The following is a 21,441-nucleotide window of genomic DNA, read 5'->3' as shown; positions in this document are numbered from 1 at the left end:
GCCCGCCGCGAGGCCATCCGCCCTCGCCCACGGGCACCCCCGGTCCGGCCGACCGGAACGCACCGAGCCCCCGGCGCGGACGCCGGGGGCTCGGTAGCTGTGAAGTTGTCTGTTAAATGTTGCTACTTCGTCAGGTCCGGACCGGACGAGGCGACCTCGGCCGGGGTGTCCGCGACGGCCGACTTCTCCTCACCGCGGAAGGTGAACTTGGCCTCCTTGCCCTCACCCTCGACACCGACGACCACGATGTGGCCGGCCCGCAGCTCGCCGAAGAGGATCTTCTCGGAGAGGTGGTCCTCGATCTCGCGCTGGATGGTGCGACGCAGCGGCCGGGCACCCAGGATCGGGTCGTAGCCGCGCTTGGCCAGCAGCTTCTTGGCCTCGACGCTGAGCTCCAGGCCCATGTCCTTGTCCTTGAGGCGGCCGTCCACCTTGTCGATCATCAGGTCGACGATCTGGATGATGTCTTCCTCGGACAGCTGGTGGAACACCACGATGTCGTCGACGCGGTTCAGGAACTCGGGGCGGAAGTGCTGCTTGAGCTCCTCGCCGACCTTCGCCTTCATCCGCTCGTACCCGGTCGTGGAGTCACCCGTGGCCGCGAAGCCCAGGTTGAAGCCCTTGGAGATGTCCCGGGTGCCGAGGTTGGTCGTCATGATGATGACGGTGTTCTTGAAGTCGACCACGCGGCCCTGGGAGTCGGTCAGGCGACCGTCCTCCAGGATCTGCAGCAGCGAGTTGAAGATGTCCGGGTGGGCCTTCTCGACCTCGTCGAAGAGGACGACGGAGAACGGCTTGCGGCGGACCTTCTCGGTCAGCTGGCCGCCCTCCTCGTAGCCCACGTATCCGGGGGGCGAACCGAAGAGCCGGGAGACGGTGTGCTTCTCGGAGAACTCGGACATGTCGAGCGCGATCAGCGCGTCCTCGTCGCCGAAGAGGAACTCGGCGAGCGTCTTGGACAGCTCGGTCTTACCGACGCCGGACGGGCCGGCGAAGATGAACGAGCCGCCGGGGCGCTTCGGGTCCTTGAGGCCCGCACGGGTGCGCCGGATGGCCTGGGAGAGCGCCTTGATGGCGTCCTTCTGGCCGATGACGCGCTTGTGCAGCTCGTCCTCCATGCGCAGCAGCCGCGAGGTCTCCTCCTCGGTCAGCTTGAAGACCGGGATGCCGGTGGCGGTGGCCAGGACCTCGGCGATGAGCTCCTCGTTGACCTCCGCGACGACGTCCATGTCGCCGGCCTTCCACTCCTTCTCGCGCTTGGCCTTGGCCTGGAGGAGCTGCTTCTCGTCGTCGCGCAGGGACGCGGCCTTCTCGAAGTCCTGCGCGTCGATCGCGCTCTCCTTCTCGCGGCGCACGTCGGCGATCTTCTCGTCGAACTCGCGCAGGTCCGGCGGCGCGGTCATCCGGCGGATGCGCATTCGGGAGCCGGCCTCGTCGATCAGGTCGATCGCCTTGTCCGGCAGGAAGCGGTCCGAGATGTAGCGGTCGGCCAGGGTGGCGGCGGCGACCAGCGCGGAGTCCGTGATGGAGACCCGGTGGTGGGCCTCGTAGCGGTCGCGCAGACCCTTGAGGATCTCGATGGTGTGCGGCAGCGACGGCTCGGCGACCTGGATCGGCTGGAAGCGGCGCTCCAGCGCGGCGTCCTTCTCCAGGTGCTTGCGGTACTCGTCCAGGGTGGTGGCACCGATGGTCTGCAGCTCGCCGCGGGCCAGCATCGGCTTGAGGATGCTGGCGGCGTCGATGGCGCCCTCGGCGGCGCCCGCGCCGACCAGGGTGTGCAGCTCGTCGATGAACAGGATGATGTCGCCGCGGGTGCGGATCTCCTTGAGCACCTTCTTCAGGCGCTCCTCGAAGTCACCGCGGTAGCGCGAGCCGGCCACCAGGGCGCCCAGGTCCAGCGTGTAGAGCTGCTTGTCCTTGAGCGTCTCCGGGACCTCGCCCTTGACGATCGCCTGCGCCAGGCCCTCGACCACGGCGGTCTTGCCCACGCCGGGCTCGCCGATCAGGACCGGGTTGTTCTTGGTGCGGCGGGACAGCACCTGCATGACCCGCTCGATCTCCTTCTCGCGCCCGATGACCGGGTCGAGCTTGGCCTCGCGGGCGGCCTGGGTGAGGTTGCGGCCGAACTGGTCCAGGACCAGCGAGGTCGACGGGGTGCCCTCGGCGGGCCCGCCGGCCGTGGCCGACTCCTTGCCGCCGCCGGTCTGGTAGCCGGAGAGCAGCTGGATGACCTGCTGGCGCACCCGGTTGAGGTCGGCGCCCAGCTTGACCAGGACCTGGGCGGCGACGCCCTCGCCCTCGCGGATCAGACCGAGCAGGATGTGCTCGGTGCCGATGTAGTTGTGGCCGAGCTGCAGCGCCTCCCGGAGCGACAGCTCCAGGACCTTCTTCGCCCGCGGGGTGAAGGGGATGTGGCCGGACGGGGCCTGCTGCCCCTGGCCGATGATCTCCTCGACCTGCTGGCGCACGGCCTCAAGGGAAATCCCGAGGCTCTCCAGGGCCTTGGCGGCGACGCCCTCGCCCTCGTGGATCAGACCCAGGAGGATGTGCTCGGTGCCGATGTAGTTGTGGTTGAGCATCCGGGCTTCTTCCTGAGCCAGGACGACAACCCGCCGCGCGCGGTCGGTGAACCTCTCGAACATCGTTTATCGCTCCTCAGAGCGGTCGGGCAGTTCGGGGTCGGTCCCCGCCCTGTCCTTCCGCATGCTAGTCCCGCTCAGCGGCGCGGCCCACGGATTCACTCCCCGGTACGGGAGCGAGATGCTGCGCGACCATCCGACACCAATCCCAACCTGATGCTGGGAAACGGTGTTCCCACAGGTGGCCCGGATGCACCGGATACCGCTACGCCATCGGCGAACAAGAACCGCCGGGGCGGAGCCGGGCCGTCTCCGGCCGGTCACGCATGCTGCCCCTGGACGGGTCCGAGAACCCGTCCACCTGCATTCATACCCGGTATCGGGGCGCTTCTCGCGCAGTTTCCGCGGTGGCGGTGTTCGCCTGGCGAGAAGTCGCGTCGCGGCGACGGCGGTTCGGCACGGCCGGTGCGGCAGGTACGCCGCCCGGTGGTGCCGGCGTTACCGCTTCGCCCTTACAGCGTTGCACAGCTCGTGATTGTTCCGCCGCCCGAGCCCGCGCCCCGGACGCCCCCCGGTACCGGTGCTGCTGCGGCCCCCGGGGTGCGCGCCGCGGGGCGCGGAGGAGAGTCCTCCGCGCCCCGCGCGTGTGTCGTCGGCGCCGTGTGCGGCCGCCGGGGCCCCGCATCCGCTCCGGCGTTCCGGCGGCGCCGGGGTCAGGACGCGTTGGCCTTGTCGTAGGCCTCGCGGACGGTGCTCGGCACCCGGCCGCGGTCGTTGACCTCCATGCCCTGCTCCTTGGCCCACGCGCGGATCTTCGCGGTGTCCGGCGCGCTGCCGGAGGGGCGCGGCGCGGTGCCGCGACCCGGGCGCCGCGGGCCGGCGAGCCGGCCGCTCTGCTTGCGGCCCTTCTCCACGTACGGCGCCAGCAGACCGCGCAGCTTGTCCGCGTTGGCGCTCTTCAGGTCGATCTCGTAGGCAACGCCGTCGAGCGCGAACGTCACCGTCTCGTCCGCCGAACCACCGTCGAGATCGTCTTCAAGAATGACCTGCACCCTCTGTGCCACGGGCTTCCCTTTCCGCTAAACGACCCATTGCCTAAGGAAAGGAAAGCGCCTTTCTCCGGAAAACACAAACCCTTGACCGGCGCGGAGCCGCTCAGAGGTGCAGCAGCATGCGCGAGTTGCCCAGTGTGTTGGGCTTCACCCGCTCCAGGTCAAGGAACTCCGCGACACCTTCATCGTACGAGCGGAGAAGTTCTTCATAGACATCCGTAGCGATCGCCGCCGGGTCTGTCGTACCATCATCGGTTTCCTGAAGCTCACCGATCTCGACGAAACCGTGTTTCGCGAAGAACGGAACCTCGAACGTCAAGCAGAAAATCCGACGGACGCCGAGCCAGCGTGCGGTCTGCAGCAGCTTCTCCAGCAGCAGATGTCCGACCCCGAAGCCCCGGCAGGACGGATCGACGGCGAGCGTGCGGACTTCGGCCAGGTCCTCCCACATCACGTGCAGGGCGCCGCAGGCCACCACCGCACCGGTGTCGTCGCGTTCGGCGACCCAGAACTCCTGGACGGATTCGAACAGTGTGACTGTGGGCTTGTCGAGCAGAATGCCGTCGCGTGAGTAGGCGTCGATGAGCCCGCGTACGGTCCGCACGTCCGTGGTCCGCGCACGGCGGATGGTGACCTCCATGGCCGGGACGTTATCGTGTCGCGCCCGGCGGGGTCTCCCCGGTATCCGGTCCCGGCTCCGCGGATTCGGCGGGGGCCGGATCCGACGGGAACAGCGCGGCGACCCGCAAGGCGTCCCGCAGTGCCTCGCGCTGGCCGGGCGACATCAGGCCGAAGAAGTGCACCAGGGCCGCGGCCGGATTGTCACTGGTGGCCCACGCGTCGTTCATCAGCGCCGCGGTGTACGCCTCGCGGGACGAGACCGGTTCATATCGATAGGCCCGGCCGACCCGCTCGCGGCGCAGCCAGCCCTTTCTGTGGAGCTTGTCCAGGACGGTCATCACCGTGGTGTACGCGATTTCGCGTTCCGACTGCAGATCCAGCAGAACCTCGCGAACCGTCACCGGTCGGTTCCACCGCCACACCCGGGTCATGATGGCGTTCTCAAGTTCACCGAGTTGCCGGACCATAGTGCGGCCAGGATAGGGAGTGAATGGGGCAAATCTTGTGAAGTGCGCCAAACCGGCGCGCCGCCACCCCCGGAATCGGGAATGGCGGCGCGTCGGTGGTTCGGCGGCTGACGGTGTCAGTCGCGGGTTCGCTCGCGGGTCAGTCGAGGTCTTCCTTGGCCTTCTGGGCTCCGCCCTGGCTGCGGATGATGGCCCGCACCAGGAATCCGAAGCCGATCGCCATGACCAGCGGCGGCACGATCGCGCTGACGTAGTCCATCAGTCACTCCTCCTCGGTCTTCTCCGCCGTCGCGGCGGAAGCCTTCGCCTCCGGCTTCACCAGCGGGAAGAGCACGGTCTCCCGGATGTTCTTGCCGGTCAGCAGCATGATCAGGCGGTCCACCCCGAGGCCGAGGCCGCCGGTCGGCGGCATCGCGTACTCCAGGGCCCGCAGGAAGTCCTCGTCGATCTGCATCGCCTCGACGTCGCCGCCGGCCGCCAGCAGGGACTGCGCGGTCAGGCGGGCGCGCTGCTCGACCGGGTCGACCAGCTCGGAGTAGGCGGTGCCGATCTCGGTACCGAAGATCACCAGGTCCCACTTCTCGGCCACGCCCGGCACCGAGCGGTGCTGGCGGGTCAGCGGGGAGACCTCGGTCGGGTAGTCCTTGATGAAGGTCGGCCGGACGGCGTTCTCCTCCAGCAGGCGCTCGACCATCTCCAGCACGATCTGACCGTGGCCCCAGTCCTTGTCGAACGGGATGCCGTGGTCGAAGGCCAGCTTGCGCAGCTCCTCGACGCCGGTCTCCGGGGTGACCTCGACGCCCAGGCGGGCGGAGATGCCCGGGTAGACGGAGACCTCCTCCCACGGCTCGGCCAGGTCGATCTCGTGCTCCACGCCGTGCGCGTCCAGGCCCTTGATCACCGTGGTGCCCAGCGCGTCCCGGGCCGCGTTGACGATCGTCTCGCGGATCAGCTCGGCCTGGGTGTCGTAGTCGCCGTACGCCTCGTACGACTCCAGCGAGGTGAACTCCGGGTTGTGGGTGGAGTCCGCGCCCTCGTTGCGGAAGTTGCGGTTGATCTCGAAGACCTTCTCGGCGCCGCCGACCACCAGCCGCTTGAGGTACAGCTCGGGGGCGATGCGCATGTAGAGGTCGATGTCGTACGCGTTGATGTGCGTCTTGAACGGGCGGGCGTTGGCGCCGCCGTGCACCGGCTGCAGCATCGGGGTCTCGACCTCGATGTAGCCGCGGTCCTCGTAGGTGCGGCGGATCGAGCGGACCACCTTGCTGCGCAGGTGCAGGATCTCGCGGGCCTCGGGGTTGACGATCAGGTCGACGTACCGCTGGCGGACCCGGGCCTCCGGGTCGGTCAGGCCCTTGTGCTTGTCCGGCAGCGGGCGCAGGCACTTGGCGGTGAGCTCCCAGCGGTCCACCATCACGGACAGCTCGCCGCGCTTGGAGGTGATCACCTCGCCCTCGACGCCGACCTGGTCGCCCAGGTCGATGTCCGTCTTCCAGGCCGCCAGCCGCTCCGCTCCCAGCTTGTCCAGGGAGAACATCACCTGGAGGTCGCCGGTGCCGTCGCGCAGCGTGGCGAAGCAGAGCTTGCCGCCGGTGCGGGAGAGGATCACCCGGCCGGTGACGCCGGCCCGCTCACCGGTCGCGGTGTCGGGCTCCAGGTCGGGGTGCTTGGCGCGCAGGTCCGCGATGGTGCTGGTGCGGGGGAAGCCGACCGGGTAGGGGTCGACACCGGCCGCCCGGAGCCGGTCCAGCTTCTCGCGCCGGACGCGCATCTGCTCGGGAAGGTCGTCGGTCGCGGGGATGGGGCTCTGATCGCTCACCCCACAAGGGTAGCCAGCCACACACCGTGCTCCGCCACGGGATAACGCAGGAGGGGGACCGCGTCGGCGGTCCCCCTCCTCGGGCGCGGGCGGCTCAGCCGGTGCCGGTGGCGAGTTCGATCTCGTCGGGATCCGGGGCGGCCGGGGGCGCGGGGTGGGCGGGGGGCTTGGGGCGGCGCCCGAAGAGTTCGGCCGGGGTGGGCATCCGGTGCGGGCGGGGCGGGTTCTGGGGGGCGGTGGGCCGCTCGGCGGGGGAGTCGGTGCTGCTCATCGTGATCCGTCCTCCAACAGGGGTGGGGAGACTGCTCGGGGGTGCGGCGGGGCTCGGTACGACGACGAGGTGGCGGGGCTGCCCGGTGGTGAGGGCGAGCCGTTCGCGGACGGCGGCCTCGGCCAGCGCGTGGCAGCGGCCGGCCAGCCGGGAGCGGCGGGCGCGTTCGCCGTGGCCGCACGGCTGGCGGGTCAGCCCGCGCAGCGCGGTGAGGTCCTCCGGGCCGGGCAGGTAGCCGTCGGTCACGGCCTCCTCCAGGCGTTCCAGGTAGCCGGGGGCACTGCCGGGCAGGGCTGCCCGGTAGCGCCCGAGGTCGGCGAGCAGGAAGGCGCGCAGCCGGCCGCCCTCCTGGACGGCCTCGTCGATCGCCTCGGTCAGACGCAGCGCGTCCTGGACGTCCTCCGCCCACAGCTCGGCGCCCGGCCCGGCGAACACCGGACGGTCGGGGAGCTGGAGGTGGACGGGGACGGCGGGGTGCAGGGCTTGGGCGAGGGCGCGGCGCAGCACGCGGACTTCGTCGGCGCTGAAGGCCATGCCGCCGCGCGATCCGTGTGGCGTAGGCATGGGCTGACACTACGTGAGGAATATCCGATTTGTCGGTAGCGTCGCGCCGACGCCCCACGTTCGGCCCGGCGGAATCGGCCGCGGGGGTGGGGGAGGACGCGCGTCGGCGCCCCCCGGACGGACCGGGGGGGCGCCGACGGTGGGCCCTGGGGGCCGGTCAGGCCGGGCGGTTGCGCTCGAAGACCAGGCGCAGGCCGATCAGGGTGAGCCAGGGCTCGTGCACGTCGATGGTGGAGGCCTCGCCGAGGACCAGGGGGGCCAGTCCGCCGGTGGCGATCACCTGGACGTCGTCCGGGTCCTTGGACAGCTCCTTGGCCATCCGGTCGACCAGGCCGTCGACCTGGCCCGCGAAGCCGTACAGGATGCCGGACTGCATGCCCTCGACGGTGTTCTTGCCGATCACGTTGCGGGGCTTGGCCAGCTCGATCTTGCGCAGCTGGGCGCCGCGGAGGCCGAGCGCCTCGACCGAGATCTCGATGCCGGGGGCGATCGCGCCGCCCACGTAGTCGCCGCGGGCGTTGACGGCGTCGAAGGTGGTGGCGGTGCCGAAGTCGACCACGATGCACGGGCCGCCGTACAGGTGGTTGGCGGCCAGGGCGTTGACGATCCGGTCGGCGCCGACCTCCTTGGGGTTGTCCATCAGGACGTGCACCCCGGTCTTCACGCCGGGCTCCACGATCACCGCGGGGACGTCGCCGTAGTAGCGGCGGGTCACCTCGCGCAGCTCGTGGAGCACGGCGGGAACGGACGAGCAGATCGCCAGGCCCTCCACCGCGGCCTCCCGGACCGCGGTGTGGTTGCCCATCAACCCCTGTAGCAGCACTGCCAGTTCATCGGCCGTGCGGCGCGAATCGGTCGAGATCCGCCAATGTTCCACCACGTCCTCGCCGTCGAACAGGCCGAGCGTGGTCTGGGTGTTGCCGACGTCGATGGTGAGGAGCATGGGGCGCTTTCTGCGAGTCGGGACGAGGGTCAGGCGCGCAGGTCGAGGCCGATGTCCAGGATCGGCGAGGAGTGGGTGAGCGCGCCCACCGCCAGGTAGTCGACACCAGTCTGGGCGACCTCGCGCGCGGTGGCCAGGGTCAGGCCGCCGGAGGCCTCCAGCTTCGCCCGGCCGGCCACCAGCTCGACGGCCTCCTTCAGCTGCGGGACGGTGAAGTTGTCCAGCAGGATCAGGTCGGCCCCGGCCGCCAGCACCGGCGGGATCTGCTCCAGGGTGTCGACCTCGATCTCGACCGGCAGGTCGGGGTAGGCGGCCTTGACGGCCCGGAAGGCCTCGGCGACGCCGCCGGCCGCGACCACGTGGTTGTCCTTGACCAGGGCGGCGTCGGACAGGGCCATCCGGTGGTTGGCGCCGCCGCCGCAGCGCACCGCGAACTTCTCCAGCGCGCGCAGGCCCGGGGTCGTCTTGCGGGTGTCCCGGACGACGGCGCCGGTGCCCTCCAGGGCGTCGGCCCAGGCGCGGGTCGCGGTGGCGATGCCGGACAGGTGGCAGAGCAGGTTGAGCGCGCTGCGCTCGGCGGTGAGCAGGTCGCGGGTGCGGGAGCGGACCGACAGCAGCACCTGGCCGGCCTCGACCCGGTCGCCGTCCTGGACGTGCCGCTCGACCTCGAACTCCTCCTCGCAGATCAGCGAGACGACCGCCTCGGCGATCCGCAGGCCGGCCACCACGCCGGCCTGGCGGGCGGTGAAGTCGGCGGTGGCGACGGCCTCGGCGGGCACGGTGGCCACCGAGGTGACGTCCTCGCCGCCGGCCAGGTCCTCGGCCAGCGCCAGGGTGGCGATGTCCTCGACCTCGATCGGGTCCAGTCCGGCCTGCTCCAGCAGCTCGGCCAACTGCGGGTCCAGGCCGGTCTCGTAGCCCTCGCCGTCCCCGCAGGCGCAGCCGTCGCCGCAGCCGCCCTGGGCGTCGGCCAGGGGGAGTTCCTCGTGGGAGTGGGTCATGGTTCTACTGCTCCTCAGGGGTGCTGACGGGGTCGCCGGAGGCGGTGAGGGTGGTGATCAGGTGGCGCCGCCAGTGGGCGTCGTCGCGCTCGGGGAAGTCCTCGCGCCAGTGGCAGCCGCGGGTCTCCTCGCGCTGCGCGGCGGCCGCGACCAGCGCGGTGGAGACCAGCAGCAGGTTGGCGGCCTCCCAGGTCTCCACCCGCGGGTCGGCGGGCTTCTCCTCGGCGACGTGCGTGTGGGCCTGCTCGGCGAGCAGGGCCAGCCCGGCGGCGGCGCCGGCCATCGAGGCGGCCGAGCGCAGCACGCCGGCGCCGCGCGACATCAGCCGCTGGATCTCGGCGCGCGACTCGGGGGCGGGCAGCGGCACCGGCCGTGCGGCGCGGGCGGCGGCGACGTCCACGGCGCGCTCGGGCAGCGCGCCGTGGCGGTGCCGGTCGGCGAGGTCGGCGGCGATCCGCTCGGCGAAGACCAGGCCCTCCAGCAGCGAGTTGGAGGCCAGCCGGTTGGCGCCGTGCACCCCGGTGCAGGCGACCTCGCCGCAGGCGTACAGGCCGGGGACGCTGGTGCGGCCGTGCCGGTCGGTGCGGATGCCGCCGGAGGCGTAGTGCGCGGCCGGGGCGACCGGGATCGGCTCGGTGACCGGGTCGATGCCGTGCGCGCGGCAGGAGGCGAGGATGGTCGGGAAGCGCTGCTCCCACATCTCGGCGCCGAAGTGCCGCCCGTCCAGGTACATGTGCTCGGCGCCCTGCTCCTGCATGCGCCGGGTGATCGCCTTGGCGACGATGTCGCGCGGGGCCAGTTCGGCCAGCTCGTGCTGCCCGAGCATGAAGCGGGTGCCCTGCGCGTCCACCAGGTGGGCGCCCTCGCCGCGGACCGCCTCGGAGACCAGCGGCTGCTGGCCCTCGGCCTCCGGGCCGAGCCAGAGCACGGTCGGGTGGAACTGGACGAACTCCAGGTCGGTGACGGCGGCGCCGGCCCGCAGGGCGAGCGCCACGCCGTCGCCGGTGGAGACCGCCGGGTTGGTGGTGGCGGAGAAGACCTGGCCCATGCCGCCGGTGGCGAGCACCACCGCGCGGGCCCGGACGGCGCCGACGCCGTCGCGCTGGCCCTCGCCCATCACGTGCAGGGTGAGGCCGGCGGCGTGCCCGTCGGCGTCGGTGAGCAGGTCGAGGACGAGGGCGTGCTCGATCAGCTCGACGCCGGGGTCGCTGCGGACGGCTTCCACCAGGGCTCGCGATATCTCGGCGCCGGTGGCGTCCCCGCCGGCGTGCGCGATCCGGCGGCGGTGGTGGCCGCCCTCGCGGGTGAGCAGGATCTCGCCGTCGGTGCCGCGGTCGAAGGCGGCGCCGACGGCGATCAGCCGGCGGACGGCGTCCGGGCCCTCGGTGACCAGGGTGCGCACGGCCTCCTCGTCACAGATCCCGGCGCCGGCCACCAGGGTGTCGTCCAGGTGCTGCGCGGGGGTGTCGCCCTCGCCCAGGGCGGCCGCGATGCCGCCCTGGGCCCAGCGGGTGGAGCCGTCGTCCAGCATCGCCTTGGTGACCACCATGGTCCGCAGACCGGCCTTGCGGGCGTTGAGGGCGACGGTGAGGCCGGCCACCCCGGAGCCGACCACGACCACGTCGGTGGTGGCGGTCCAGCCGGGGGCCGGGGCGGTGAGGCGGTGCGTGGCGGACATGGCGTCAGTGGCTCCTTCAGCGCGCGGCGGTCGGGGCCGCGCCGTTGCCGTCACCGTACGCCTCGTCGCCGCGGAGCAGTCCGGTGCCCTCCGGGGCCTCGGCGGGGTCGCCGCCCAGGCCGGTGATCCGGTTCCGCTCGTCCACGAAGACGATGCTCGGTGCGTAGCCCTTGGCCTCGGCCGTGTCCATCTGCCCGTAGGCGATGAGTATGACCAGGTCGCCGGGGTGGACCAGGCGGGCGGCGGCGCCGTTGATGCCGATCACGCCGGAGCCGCGCGGGCCGGCGATGGTGTAGGTCTCCAGCCGGGCGCCGTTGTTGATGTCGACGATGTGGACCAGCTCGCCGGGGAGCAGGTCGGCGGCGTCGAGCAGGTCCTCGTCCACCGTGACGGAGCCGACGTAGTGCAGGTCGGCCTGGGTCACGGTGGCCCGGTGGATCTTGGACTTGAGCATGGTGCGGAGCATTGCGGGTCACGCCTCCTGTGAGTGCATGCCTAAAGGGGAGCTCTTACCGAACGGGTCCGTGCCGGGTGGCCGGCTGCCCAGGTCCTGTCCGGCCGGACAGGACCTAGCGGCAGATGACGTGGACGTTGTCGATCAGGCGGGTGGAACCCACCGTCGCGGCGACGGCCAGCACCGCCGCGCCCTGGAAGTCGTCCGCCGCTTCGCTGAAGTCGTGCGGGTCGACCAGGGCGAGGTAGTCGAGGGTGATGCCCTCGGCCGCGTCCAGGACCGCCGAGGCGGCCTCGCGGACGGCCTTCGGGCCCTGGGCGGCGGCGTCCCGGCCGGCGAACAGCGCCTTGGAGAGGGCGAGGGCCTGCTCGCGCTCGTCGGCGGAGAGGTAGCGGTTGCGCGAGGAGCGCGCCAGCCCGTCCTCCTCGCGGGCGGTCGGCACCCCGACCACCTCGACGTCGAAGTCCAGGTCGGCGACCATCCGCTGGATGATCGCGAGCTGCTGCGCGTCCTTCTCGCCGAAGAACGCGAAGTCCGGGTCGGTGATGTGCAGCAGCTTGGCGACGACGGTCAGCACGCCGTCGAAGTGGCCGGGGCGGGTGGCGCCCTCGAAGCGCTCGCCCATCGGGCCGGCCGACAGGCGCACCTGCGGCCGGCCGTTCGGGTACACCTCGTCGACGGAGGGCGCGAACACCACGTCGGCGCCGTTCTCCTCGGCCAGCTTCACGTCCTCGTCCAGGCTGCGCGGGTAGCGCTCCAGGTCCTCGGCCGGGCCGAACTGCAGCGGGTTGACGAAGACCGTCACCGCGACCCGGCCCTCCTGGCCGACCTGCTTGCGGGCGGCCCGGATCAGCGCGGCGTGGCCCTCGTGCAGCGCGCCCATGGTCATCACGACGGCGTTGTCGACCGGGCGCTCGTCCGGCCAGAACGCGGCCTCGAAGTCGTCCACGGTGCGGGTGACGACGGCCCGGTGGACCTTCGGCGCCCGCTGGGTCCTGACCGGCTGCTTTCCGCGTGCCATTAGCGATTCTCCTCGTTCAGTACGTCCAGCAGCGCCGCCGCCGACGCTTCGTCGATCGTCCCGTTGGCGAGCGCCCGCTGCGCGGTGGCGCGGGCCATCGCGCGGTAGGCCGCCGGGATGTCCGGGGACACCGTACTGAGCTGCGCCAGGTGGCGCCGCACGGTGCCCGCGTCGCCCCGGGCGACCGGGCCGGTGAGGGCCGCGTCGCCGGAGCGCAGGCTGTTGTCCAGGGCGGCGCCGAGCAGCGGGCCGAGCAGCCGGCCGGGCTCGGCGACGCCGGCCGTGCGCAGCAGGTCCATCGCCTGCGCGACCAGGGTGACCAGGTGGTTCGCGCCGTGCGCGAGGGCCGTGTGGTAGAGCGGGCGGACCTGCTCCGGCACCCACTCCGGCTCGCCGCCCATCTCCACCACCAGCGCCTCGGCGACCGGCCGCAGCTCCTCGGGGGCGGTCACCCCGAACGGGCAGCCGGCCAGCCGGTCCAGGTCGACGGAGGTGCCGGTGAAGGTCATCGCCGGGTGCAGCGCCAGCGGCAGCGCCCCGGCCCGGGTGGCGGGCTCCAGGATGCCGACGCCGTGTGCGCCGGAGGTGTGCACCAGCAGCTGCCCGGGGCGGACGGCGCCGGTCGCGGCGAGGCCGGCCACCAGGTCGGCCAGCGTGTCGTCCGGCACGGTGAGCAGCACCAGGTCGGCGGCGGCCAGCACCTGCGGCGGGGTGACGATCCGCACCCCCGGCAGCAGTGCCTCGGCGCGGCGGCGGGAGGTGGCGGACACCCCGGAGGCGGCGACCACGGTGTGCCCGGCGAGCTGCAGGGCGGCGCCCAGTGCCGGGCCGACCCGGCCGGTGCCGACCACGCCGACGGCCAGCCGGGCCGGGCGGTTGCCGGGGTCGGCCGGGTCGTCGGGGTAGCTCGGGTGGCGCGGGTCGTTCAGGTGGCTCGGATCGCCGAAGCCGTCGGCGAGCGGGGCGAACCCGCCGTCGGCGGCGTGGTCGGCACTGTCGGACGTGTTCACGGCCCGGCCCTCGTCCTTAGCTCCTCGTTCCGGTCCTCTTCGGGTACCGGACGTACCGGCCCATTCTACGGGCGCTCAGCCGGTCCTCCACGGGGTCCTCCACGGGACGCCCGGGGTGCCCGGGGCCGCTCAGTCCGTCGCCCCGGCCCGGATCAGCCCGGCCTCGTAGGCGAGCACCACGGCCTGGACCCGGTCGCGCAGGCCGAGCTTGGCCAGGATCCGGCCGACGTGGGTCTTCACGGTGGCCTCGGAGAGCACCAGCCGGGCCGCGATCTCGCCGTTCGACAGCCCCTGGGCGACCAGCAGGAACACCTCCCGCTCCCGCTCGGTCAGCGGCCCGAGGGCGTCCGAGCCGGGCGCGCTCTGCGGGGTCGGCAGCACCTCGGCGAAGCGGTCGATCATGCGGCGGGTGGTGGTCGGCGCGACCACCGCGTCCCCGCCGTGCACCGCGCGGATCGCGGCCACCAGCTCGGTCGGCGGGACGTCCTTGAGCAGGAAGCCGCTGGCGCCGGCCTTGAGCGCGGCGAAGGCGTACTCGTCCAGGTCGAAGGTGGTCAGGATGAGCACGTGCGGGGCGTTGGGTACGGGGCTGCCGTCCTCGGCCAGGCAGATCCGGCGGGTGGTCTGCACCCCGTCCAGGCGCGGCATCCGCACGTCCATCAGGATCACGTCCACCTGGGTGTGCCGCAGCTCCTCCAGGGCCCGGGCGCCGTCGCCGGCCTCGGCGACGATCTCGATGTCGCCCTGCGACTGCAGGATCATCCGGAAGCCGGTGCGCAGCAGTTCCTGGTCGTCGACGAGCATCACGCGGATGGTCAAGGTGGCTCCTTCAGGGGGCGTCGGGGGGACCGGGGGGTTAGTGGGCCGCCTTGAGCGGCAGGATGGCGCGGATCCGGAAGCCGCCGCCGGGGCGGGGGCCCACGTCGAGGCTGCCGCTGACCATGCCGACCCGCTCGCGCATGCCGATCAGGCCGTGGCCGAGGCCGTCCGTGCCGCCGACGGCCAGTTGCTCGTCGGTGCTGCCGCGGCCGTCGTCCTCGACCAGGACGGCCAGCTCGCGCTCGCCGAAGTCGACCGCGACCCGGGCGTGCACGTCGGGGCCGCCGTGCTTGCGGACGTTGGTCAGCGCCTCCTGGACGATCCGGTAGACCGTCAGCTCGACGCCGCGCGGCAGCTCGCGCGGATGCCCGGAGGTCGCGTAGTCCACCTGCAGCCCGGCCGTGCGGACCTGCTCCAGCAGCTCCGGCAGCTCCTCGACGCCCGGCTGCGGCACGTACTCCTCGGCGGTGTCGGCGGTGCGCAGCACGCCCAGCAGGCGGCGCATCTCGACCAGCGCCTGCCGGCCGGTGGACGCGATCGTGCCGAGCGCCTCCTTCGCCTGCTGCGGCGAGTTGTCGAGCACGTACGCGGCGCCGTCGGCCTGGACGATCATCACCGAGACGTTGTGTGCGACCACGTCGTGCAGCTCGCGGGCGATCCGGGCGCGCTCGGCGGCCACCGCCACCTTGGACTGGGCGTCCCGCTCGCGCTCCAGCCGGGCGGCGCGGTCCTCCAGCTCGGTCAGGTAGGCGCGGCGCACCCTGGTCAGCCGGCCCCATGCCCAGCACAGGATGAACGGGGTGCTCATCAGCAGCGTGATCAGCGCCGCCTCGCCGAAGGAGTACGGGCGGGTGTGGTAGTCCCCGGCGCCGTTGGCGACCGTCTTCAGCGGGTGGAGCTGCCAGAACACCAGGGGCCCGGCGGCCAGCCCGGCGACCAGTGCCAGCCGGGACGTCCACTTCTGGCCGAAGGCGGCGCCGGTGTACGCGAACACCAGGTAGGCGAGGGAGGAGGCGGCCGGGAGAACGTCGGCGGCCACCTGGCCGAGGCCGAGGCCGGTGGCGGCCGCCACGGTGACGTCGGGGAAGCGTCGGCGGAAGACCATCAGCGCGGGCAGCAGCACCGCGATCAGGATCTGTGCGTCGAAGCGCCAGCCGTCGCTGAAACTGTCGTTCGGCAGCAGGCCGACGAAGAGCACCATCGCAGCCCAGGCGGCGTCGACCACCACGGGGTGACGGCGGAGCCAGGCGTTGAGTCGATGCACGTCTCCAGCCTAGGCAGTCACCTGGCGTGTTCAGGTCCGCCGGTAGGGCGATCCGTCCTACTCCGTAGGTCGGAGACGCACCGTACCGGTGGGGAGGGCGCGCCCGGCTGCGGGTAGCGTCCCGCGCTATGACTTGGATGCGGTGGGCGCCCGCCATGGAGCAGGCCCTGTACGACCCGGACGGCGGCTTCTACCGCAGGTCGGAGGGCCCGGCCGGGCACTTCCGCACCTCGGTGCACGCCTCGCCGCGGTTCGCCCGCGCGGTGGCCCGGCTGCTGCTGGAGGTTGACGCCGTCCTAGGCCGTCCGGAGGAGCTGGCCCTCGTCGACGTCGGGGCCGGGCGCGGTGAACTGCTCACCGGGGTGCTGGCCGAACTGCCCGGCGAGGTGCTGGCGCGGCTGCGCCCGTACGGCGTGGAGATCGCGCGGCGCCCGGCGGACCTGCCGTCCACAGCCCTGTGGACGGACGAGGTGCCGCGCGGCGTCACCGGGCTGCTGTTCGCCAACGAATGGCTGGACAACGTGCCGCTGGACGTCGGCGAGGTCGACGACGGCGGGGTGCTGCGCTACCGGGAGGTGGACACCGCGACCGGCGGGGAGCGGCTCGGCGGGCCCGCCTCGGCGGCCGACGCGGCCTGGGCCGAGCGCTGGTGGCCGGTCGGGCACCCCGGGGACTCCGTGGAGTTCGGCGGTACCCGGGACGCCGCCTGGGCGCGGGCCGTCGCCGGGCTGGAGCGCGGCCTGGCCGTCGCCGTCGACTACGGGCACACCGCCGACCGGCGCCCGCTGTTCGGCACCCTGACCGGCTTCCGGGGCGGCCGCGAGGTTTCGCCGGTGCCGGACGGCTCCTGCGACGTCACCGCGCACGTTGCTCTGGACTCCGTCGCCGCACCTGGTCTCCACAGCCTGTGGACAACCCAGCGGGACGCCCTGCGCGCCCTCGGCGTGAGCGGTGCCCGGCCGCCGCTCGCGCTCGCCTCCAGCGACCCGGCCGGCTACCTGCGGGCGCTCGGCGGGGCCGGCGAGGGCGCCGAACTGATCGACCCGGCCGGGCTCGGCGCGTTCGGCTGGCTCGCCCAGGCCGTCCGCATGCCGGTACCGGAGGCCCTGGCCGCCCTGCCGGGGTGGCAGACTCTGACCCCATGAGGGAGACCACGGTCGGCATCGGGGCGGGAGCCGAGAACTTCACCGGCGAGGCGGGCACCACCGACATGGTGCTCAACATCGGCCCGCAGCACCCCGCCACGCACGGCGTGCTGCGGCTGCGGCTGGTGCTCGACGGCGAGCGGATCATCACCGCCGAGCCGGTGATCGGCTACATGCACCGGGGCGCGGAGAAACTGTTCGAGGCCCGCGACTACCGGCAGATCATCATGCTGGCCAACCGGCACGACTGGCTCTCCGCCTTCGGCAACGAGCTCGGCGTCGTCCTCGGCGTCGAGCGGATGCTCGGCATGGAGGTCCCCGAGCGGGCGGTGTGGATCCGCACCCTGCTCGCCGAACTCAACCGGGTGCTCAACCACCTGATGTTCCTCGGCTCCTACCCGCTGGAACTCGGCGGCATCACCCCGATCTTCCACGCCTTCACCGGCCGCGAGGACCTCCAGCACGTCCTGGAGGAGGCCTCCGGCGGGCGCATGCACTACATGTTCAACCGGGTCGGCGGCCTCAAGGAGGACCTCCCGGCCGGCTGGCTCGGCCGCGTCCGCACCGCCGTCGCCACCGTCCGCTCCCAGCTGCCGGTCTTCGAGGACCTCGTCCTCGGCAACGAGATCTTCCGCGCCCGCACCGCCGGCGTCGGCATCCTCACCCGGGCCCAGGCCCAGGCGTACGGCGTCAGCGGCCCGATCGCCCGCGCCAGCGGCCTCGACCTCGACCTGCGCCGCGACGAGCCCTACCTCGCGTACGACTCCGACGAGCTGCGGCAGGTGCTCACCGTGGTCACCCGCGAGGAGGGCGACTGCCTGGCCCGGTTCGAGTGCCTGCTGGAGCAGACCCTCAACTCGCTGGACCTCGCCGTCGCCTGCCTCGACAAGATCGCCACCCTGCCGCCCGGCCCGATCAACCAGCGGCTGCCCAAGGTGCTCAAGGCCCCCGAGGGCAGCACCTACTCCTGGACCGAGAACCCGCTCGGCATCAACGGCTACTACCTGGTCTCGCGCGGCGACAAGACGCCGTGGCGGCTCAAGCTGCGCTCGGCGTCCTTCAACAACGTCCAGGCGCTGACCGAGCTGCTGCCCGGGACGCTGGTCGCGGACATGGTGGCGATCCTCGGGTCGATGTTCTTCGTCGTCGGGGACATCGACAAGTAGGGCCCGGCCCTTCGCGGGCCGGGCCTGCGCAGGCCCGTGCTTTTCGGGCCCGGTGCTTCCCGGGCTCAGCCCTTCTTCGGCCGCTTGGCCGGGTCGGCCGGGTGCGGGGCCACCTTGCGGTCGCCCTTGGTGGCGATCCGCTCCGCGCACAGGCCGGCCAGCACGTCGTACGCCGCCTTGCCCATCAGCTCGGTCAGCTCGGGGCGGTAGCTGACGTACACCGGGTCCGGCCCCTGGTGCGCCGCCGGGCTGCCGGTGCACCACCAGTGCAGGTCGTGGCCGCCCGGGCCCCAGCCGCGGCGGTCGTACTCGCCGATCGAGACCTGGAGGTAGCGGGTGTCGTCCGGCCGGTCGATCCAGTCGTAGGTGCGGCGGACCGGCAGCTGCCAGCAGACGTCCGGCTTCGTCTCCAGCGGCTCCCGGCCCTCCTTGAGCGCCAGCGCGTGCAGCGCGCAGCCGGCGCCGCCCGCGAAGCCGGGGCTGTTCACGAAGATGCACGCCCCGCCGACCCGGCGGGTCTGGCGGTCGCCGTCCTCGTCGAGCATGGTGATGCCGCCGTCGGACGTGATCCGGCCCGCGGCGTCGGTGCCGTGCGCGAAGTTCTCCCACAGCTCGGGCGTCAGCCGCGCCGCGTGGCCGAGGACGCGCTTCTCGTCGTCCTCGTCCGAGTAGTGCGCGCCCAGCGTGCAGCAGCCGTCCGACTCGCCGCGGCCCTCGCGGATGCCGTGGCAGCCCTGGCCGAAGACGCAACCCCAGCGGGAGGTCAGCCAGGTGAGGTCACAGCGGAACACCTGCTCCTCGTCGTCGGGGTCGGCGAACTCGACCCAGGCGCGCGGGAAGTCGAGCGGGACCTCGTCACGGGGGATCCCGCCGAGCGGGCTCTCGCCGCGCAGGGTCGGCATCGCCAGGTCGACGGGGGCGGGGGAGGCCTTGGACTTCTTCTTGGACGTTTCTGCTGGTGCCACCCGGCAAGGGTAGAGCCTTCGGGCCGGCCGGCCGGGACCCGTCCGGGTGATCCGGGGTGCGCCGTGGCGTCGGCGAGGGCCGGCCGACCGCAGGCTGGAGGGAACCGGGCGCCACTGTCGGGTTGTCAGATCAGTTTGATGATCTCGCGTCGACCCGTATTGGATGCCCTGGAACACCCCGGATCACCACTGGAGCACCGAGCCGTGACCGCCTCGCCCCGCGCCGCCCACACGGCCGTCCTCGCCGCCCTCGCGGTCCTGGCCGCCGGGTGCGCCTCCGCGCCCGCGCTGCGGGCCCGGACGGCCGCCGCCGCTCCGCCGTGCGACGCCCCGGTGGTGATCGGTCACCGGGGTGCCCCGCGCAACGCCCCCGAGAACACCATGGCCTCCTTCGAAACCGCCCTCGACCAGGGCGCCGACTGGCTGGAGACCGACGTCCAGACCACCAGGGACGGCGTCCCGGTGCTGATGCACGACCCCACGGTGGACCGCACCACCAACGGCAAGGGCGCCGTCGCCGACCTCACCGCCGCCCAGATCGCCGCCCTCGGAGTGACCGTCGGCCCCGGCCCCACCGAGCCCGTCCCCACCCTCCAGGAACTGCTCAAGCGCCTCTCCGACAGCAACGCCACCCTGCTGATGGAGATCAAGTGGCAGCGCGCCGAGGACGTCACCCGGATCGCCCGGATCGCCGCCGCCAGCGGTGCCAGGGTCGTCCTCTACTCGTTCTCGGCGGAGCACCTGCGCCAGGCCCACGCCGCCGCGCCCGCCCTGCCGGTCGTGCTGATCCAGGGCTCCGCGATCGCCGAGGACCCGGGCGACCTGCCGCTGCGCGGCATCGCCCTGGACGCGGCGCTGGCCAGCGCCTCCCGGATCGCCGCCGAGCGCAAGGCGGGCCGCGAGGTGTACGTCTGGACGCTCGACGACGAGGAGTCCTGGCAGCTGATGTCGGCCCGGGACGCGGACGGCCTGATCACGGACACCCCGGGCCGGGCCCGCCGCTGGGTGGACACCAACTGCCGCCCCGAGCGCCGGGCCGGACCGCGCGGCCACTGAGGGCGTCCGGTCGCCGGAGGCGGGGTACGGGCGGGACCAGTGTGAAGACGGTCGAGACCGGTTTCGTCCGGGGCCGGATCGCGTAGCGTGGAGAGTTATGCGACTCGGTGTACTCGACGTAGGTTCCAACACCGTCCACTTCCTCGTGGTGGACGCCCATCCGGGTGCCGCCCCGCTGCCCGCGTACTCGCACAAGGCCGAGCTGCGGCTGGCCGAACTGCTCGACGACGACGGCGCGATAAGCGAGGCAGGCGTCGAGCGGCTGGTCGGCCACATCGCCTCGTCGCTGCGGGTCGCGGAGGACAAGGGCGTCGTCGACATCCTGCCGTTCGCCACCTCCGCCGTCCGGGAGGCCGCCAACGGCGAGGAGGTGCTGCGCCGGGTCGCCACGGAGACCGGGGTGGAGCTGCGGGTGCTGTCCGGGCAGGACGAGGCCCGGCTCACCTTCCTGGCCGTCCGGCGCTGGTTCGGCTGGTCCTCGGGCCGACTGCTCAACCTGGACATCGGCGGCGGCTCGCTGGAGATCGCCTGCGGTCAGGACGAGCAGCCCGACGTCGCCTGCTCGCTGCCGCTGGGCGCCGGCCGGCTCACCGCCCGCTGGCTGCCCGGCGACATCGCCGACCCGGACGGGCTGCGCGGGCTGAGACGCCACATCCGGGCCGAGATGGCCACCGTCGTGGGCGAGGTCGCCCGGCTCGGCGCGCCGCAGCACGCCGTCGCCACCTCCAAGACCTTCAAGCAGCTGGCCCGGATGACCGGCGCCGCCCCCGCCGACGCCGGCCCGTACGCCGACCGCCGGCTCACCCGCAGCGGGCTGTCCGCCTGGCTGCCGCGACTGTCCTCGATGACCGTCGAGGAACGGGCGCGGATCCCCGGCGTCTCCGAGGGCCGCGCCAAGCAGCTGCTGGCCGGGGCACTGGTCGCGGACGCCGCGATGGACCTGTTCGGCCTCGACGAGCTGGACGTCTGCCCGTGGGCGCTGCGCGAGGGCATCATCCTGCGCCGCCTGGACGCCATGGACGGCGCCGCCGACCGCCGCCGCCCGGCCCTCACCCCGTAGGGCCCGCGCGCCGCAGGGCTCCACACCGTGGGCCCCATGGCCCGTCCGGCGGCTCCCGCCGGGGCCGGCCGGGGATCCGGTCCCGTTCGGAGCGCGGTCCGCTTACGCTGTCTCCCGTGGCGCAACCAGCGGGTGAGGACGGGACGCGGGAGGGCCGCGCTCCCGGGGACGGGCAGCCGCGGCCGGACGGCCCGCGCCGCAAACTCGGCAAGGCCGTCAAGGGTGCCACCGGGGCGCAGGCCGCGAAGGCCGTCGAGGCGGCCCGGCGCACCGGGCGCAAGAGCGCGGCGCGCAAGGCCGCCGAGCAGTCGCCCGCGCCCGAGGCGAAGAGGCCCGCGGGGGACACGTCCGAGGCGAAGCAGCCTGCCGGGGCGAAGCCCGACGCGCGGAAGTCCGGGACGCGGAAGGCCGCCGCGACGGCCGCCCCCCGGGAGACCCGCACCGCCCGGGCCGCCGGCGCCGCCAAGGCCGCCGTCCAGTCGGTGC

19 protein-coding genes are annotated in these 21,441 nt (G+C 72.9%); 4 read left to right on the top strand and 15 right to left on the bottom strand.

Annotation, left to right across the window (positions count from 1 at the left end; genetic code table 11):
* Positions 1-122 precede the first annotated feature (122 nt).
* The 14 genes from ACFWPI_RS31190 to ACFWPI_RS31125 form a co-directional block, all read right to left on the bottom strand.
* A complete protein-coding gene (locus ACFWPI_RS31190; RefSeq protein WP_063348824.1) occupies positions 123-2,642 on the bottom strand; it encodes an ATP-dependent Clp protease ATP-binding subunit in 2,520 nt (839 codons plus the stop codon).
* 650 nt (positions 2,643-3,292) lie between these two features.
* Positions 3,293-3,643, bottom strand: coding sequence for an Lsr2 family protein (locus tag ACFWPI_RS31185; protein ID WP_063348825.1), 351 nt, complete (start codon positions 3,641-3,643; stop codon positions 3,293-3,295).
* Between the two features lie 91 nt (positions 3,644-3,734).
* Positions 3,735-4,271, bottom strand: a complete 537-nt coding sequence (locus ACFWPI_RS31180; RefSeq protein WP_350878402.1) for an amino-acid N-acetyltransferase — start codon at positions 4,269-4,271, stop codon at positions 3,735-3,737.
* Between the two features lie 10 nt (positions 4,272-4,281).
* The gene (locus ACFWPI_RS31175) at positions 4,282-4,719 is read right to left on the bottom strand and encodes a BlaI/MecI/CopY family transcriptional regulator (protein WP_380375889.1); all 438 of its coding nucleotides are present in this window, start codon (positions 4,717-4,719) and stop codon (positions 4,282-4,284) included.
* 262 nt (positions 4,720-4,981) lie between these two features.
* Positions 4,982-6,538 (bottom strand): bifunctional lysylphosphatidylglycerol synthetase/lysine--tRNA ligase LysX, encoded by a 1,557-nt coding sequence (gene lysX, locus ACFWPI_RS31170; protein ID WP_079135798.1) that lies wholly within the window; start codon positions 6,536-6,538, stop codon positions 4,982-4,984.
* Between the two features lie 94 nt (positions 6,539-6,632).
* On the bottom strand, positions 6,633-7,373 hold the full coding sequence (locus ACFWPI_RS31165) for a hypothetical protein (protein WP_363589008.1): 741 nt from the start codon (positions 7,371-7,373) through the stop codon (positions 6,633-6,635).
* A gap of 157 nt (positions 7,374-7,530) precedes the next feature.
* A complete protein-coding gene (locus ACFWPI_RS31160) occupies positions 7,531-8,316 on the bottom strand; it encodes a type III pantothenate kinase (RefSeq protein ID WP_063348829.1) in 786 nt (261 codons plus the stop codon).
* A gap of 29 nt (positions 8,317-8,345) precedes the next feature.
* Positions 8,346-9,317: a carboxylating nicotinate-nucleotide diphosphorylase gene (gene nadC, locus ACFWPI_RS31155; protein WP_063348830.1), complete on the bottom strand. Its 972-nt coding sequence runs from the start codon at positions 9,315-9,317 to the stop codon at positions 8,346-8,348.
* A 4-nt stretch (positions 9,318-9,321) separates the two neighbouring features.
* Entirely contained in the window at positions 9,322-10,995 is a 1,674-nt protein-coding gene (locus ACFWPI_RS31150; protein ID WP_380375892.1) for an L-aspartate oxidase, read from the bottom strand.
* Positions 10,996-11,011: 16 nt separating this feature from the next.
* Entirely contained in the window at positions 11,012-11,461 is a 450-nt protein-coding gene (gene panD / locus ACFWPI_RS31145; RefSeq protein WP_380375893.1) for an aspartate 1-decarboxylase, read from the bottom strand.
* Positions 11,462-11,564: 103 nt separating this feature from the next.
* Complete coding sequence (gene panC, locus ACFWPI_RS31140; protein WP_079135800.1) at positions 11,565-12,470, bottom strand: pantoate--beta-alanine ligase; 906 nt, start codon at positions 12,468-12,470, stop codon at positions 11,565-11,567.
* A complete protein-coding gene (locus ACFWPI_RS31135; protein ID WP_380375920.1) occupies positions 12,470-13,399 on the bottom strand; it encodes a Rossmann-like and DUF2520 domain-containing protein in 930 nt (309 codons plus the stop codon). The genes panC and ACFWPI_RS31135 overlap by 1 nt, the downstream gene beginning before the upstream one ends.
* 210 nt (positions 13,400-13,609) lie before the next feature.
* Positions 13,610-14,299, bottom strand: a complete 690-nt coding sequence (locus tag ACFWPI_RS31130; RefSeq protein WP_063348833.1) for a response regulator transcription factor — start codon at positions 14,297-14,299, stop codon at positions 13,610-13,612.
* A 37-nt stretch (positions 14,300-14,336) separates the two neighbouring features.
* Complete coding sequence (locus tag ACFWPI_RS31125; RefSeq protein ID WP_380375895.1) at positions 14,337-15,563, bottom strand: sensor histidine kinase; 1,227 nt, start codon at positions 15,561-15,563, stop codon at positions 14,337-14,339.
* 128 nt (positions 15,564-15,691) lie between these two features.
* On the opposite strand from ACFWPI_RS31125, the gene ACFWPI_RS31120 reads away from it, so the two are divergent.
* Both ACFWPI_RS31120 and ACFWPI_RS31115 read left to right on the top strand, forming a co-directional pair.
* Positions 15,692-16,708 (top strand): SAM-dependent methyltransferase, encoded by a 1,017-nt coding sequence (locus ACFWPI_RS31120; RefSeq protein WP_380375897.1) that lies wholly within the window; start codon positions 15,692-15,694, stop codon positions 16,706-16,708.
* A complete protein-coding gene (locus ACFWPI_RS31115; RefSeq protein WP_380375899.1) occupies positions 16,705-17,874 on the top strand; it encodes an NADH-quinone oxidoreductase subunit D in 1,170 nt (389 codons plus the stop codon). Before ACFWPI_RS31120 ends, ACFWPI_RS31115 begins: the two co-directional genes overlap by 4 nt.
* A 65-nt stretch (positions 17,875-17,939) precedes the next feature.
* Here the strand turns inward: ACFWPI_RS31115 and ACFWPI_RS31110 are convergent, their stop codons facing one another.
* Positions 17,940-18,776 (bottom strand): hypothetical protein, encoded by an 837-nt coding sequence (locus ACFWPI_RS31110; RefSeq protein ID WP_063348837.1) that lies wholly within the window; start codon positions 18,774-18,776, stop codon positions 17,940-17,942.
* A 267-nt stretch (positions 18,777-19,043) separates the two neighbouring features.
* Here ACFWPI_RS31110 and ACFWPI_RS31105 point away from each other — a divergent pair, with 267 nt between their 5' ends.
* Positions 19,044-19,895 (top strand): glycerophosphodiester phosphodiesterase, encoded by an 852-nt coding sequence (locus ACFWPI_RS31105; protein ID WP_380375901.1) that lies wholly within the window; start codon positions 19,044-19,046, stop codon positions 19,893-19,895.
* A gap of 97 nt (positions 19,896-19,992) precedes the next feature.
* On the top strand, positions 19,993-20,955 hold the full coding sequence (locus tag ACFWPI_RS31100; RefSeq protein WP_380375902.1) for a Ppx/GppA family phosphatase: 963 nt from the start codon (positions 19,993-19,995) through the stop codon (positions 20,953-20,955).
* Positions 20,956-21,441: the final 486 nt, after the last annotated feature.

The organism is Kitasatospora sp. NPDC058492, assembly GCF_042720685.1.
Taxonomy (GTDB): domain Bacteria; phylum Actinomycetota; class Actinomycetes; order Streptomycetales; family Streptomycetaceae; genus Kitasatospora.
This window is presented reverse-complemented; position numbering and strand designations above follow the sequence as displayed.

Bases quoted from the DNA above. Each gene is read 5' to 3' on its own strand.
- ACFWPI_RS31180 (WP_350878402.1), bottom strand. From the start codon at position 4,271: ATGGAGGTCACCATCCGCCGTGCGCGGACCACGGACGTGCGGACCGTA.
- ACFWPI_RS31175 (WP_380375889.1), bottom strand. From the start codon at position 4,719: ATGGTCCGGCAACTCGGTGAACTTGAGAACGCCATCATGACCCGGGTG.
- ACFWPI_RS31120 (WP_380375897.1), top strand. From the start codon at position 15,692: ATGACTTGGATGCGGTGGGCGCCCGCCATGGAGCAGGCCCTGTACGAC.
- ACFWPI_RS31150 (WP_380375892.1), bottom strand. From the start codon at position 10,995: ATGTCCGCCACGCACCGCCTCACCGCCCCGGCCCCCGGCTGGACCGCC.
- panC (WP_079135800.1), bottom strand. From the start codon at position 12,470: ATGGCACGCGGAAAGCAGCCGGTCAGGACCCAGCGGGCGCCGAAGGTC.
- ACFWPI_RS31160 (WP_063348829.1), bottom strand. From the start codon at position 8,316: ATGCTCCTCACCATCGACGTCGGCAACACCCAGACCACGCTCGGCCTG.
- ACFWPI_RS31115 (WP_380375899.1), top strand. From the start codon at position 16,705: ATGAGGGAGACCACGGTCGGCATCGGGGCGGGAGCCGAGAACTTCACC.
- panD (WP_380375893.1), bottom strand. From the start codon at position 11,461: ATGCTCCGCACCATGCTCAAGTCCAAGATCCACCGGGCCACCGTGACC.
- ACFWPI_RS31110 (WP_063348837.1), bottom strand. From the start codon at position 18,776: ATGCCGACCCTGCGCGGCGAGAGCCCGCTCGGCGGGATCCCCCGTGAC.
- ACFWPI_RS31165 (WP_363589008.1), bottom strand. From the start codon at position 7,373: ATGCCTACGCCACACGGATCGCGCGGCGGCATGGCCTTCAGCGCCGAC.
- nadC (WP_063348830.1), bottom strand. From the start codon at position 9,317: ATGACCCACTCCCACGAGGAACTCCCCCTGGCCGACGCCCAGGGCGGC.
- ACFWPI_RS31190 (WP_063348824.1), bottom strand. From the start codon at position 2,642: ATGTTCGAGAGGTTCACCGACCGCGCGCGGCGGGTTGTCGTCCTGGCT.
- ACFWPI_RS31100 (WP_380375902.1), top strand. From the start codon at position 19,993: ATGCGACTCGGTGTACTCGACGTAGGTTCCAACACCGTCCACTTCCTC.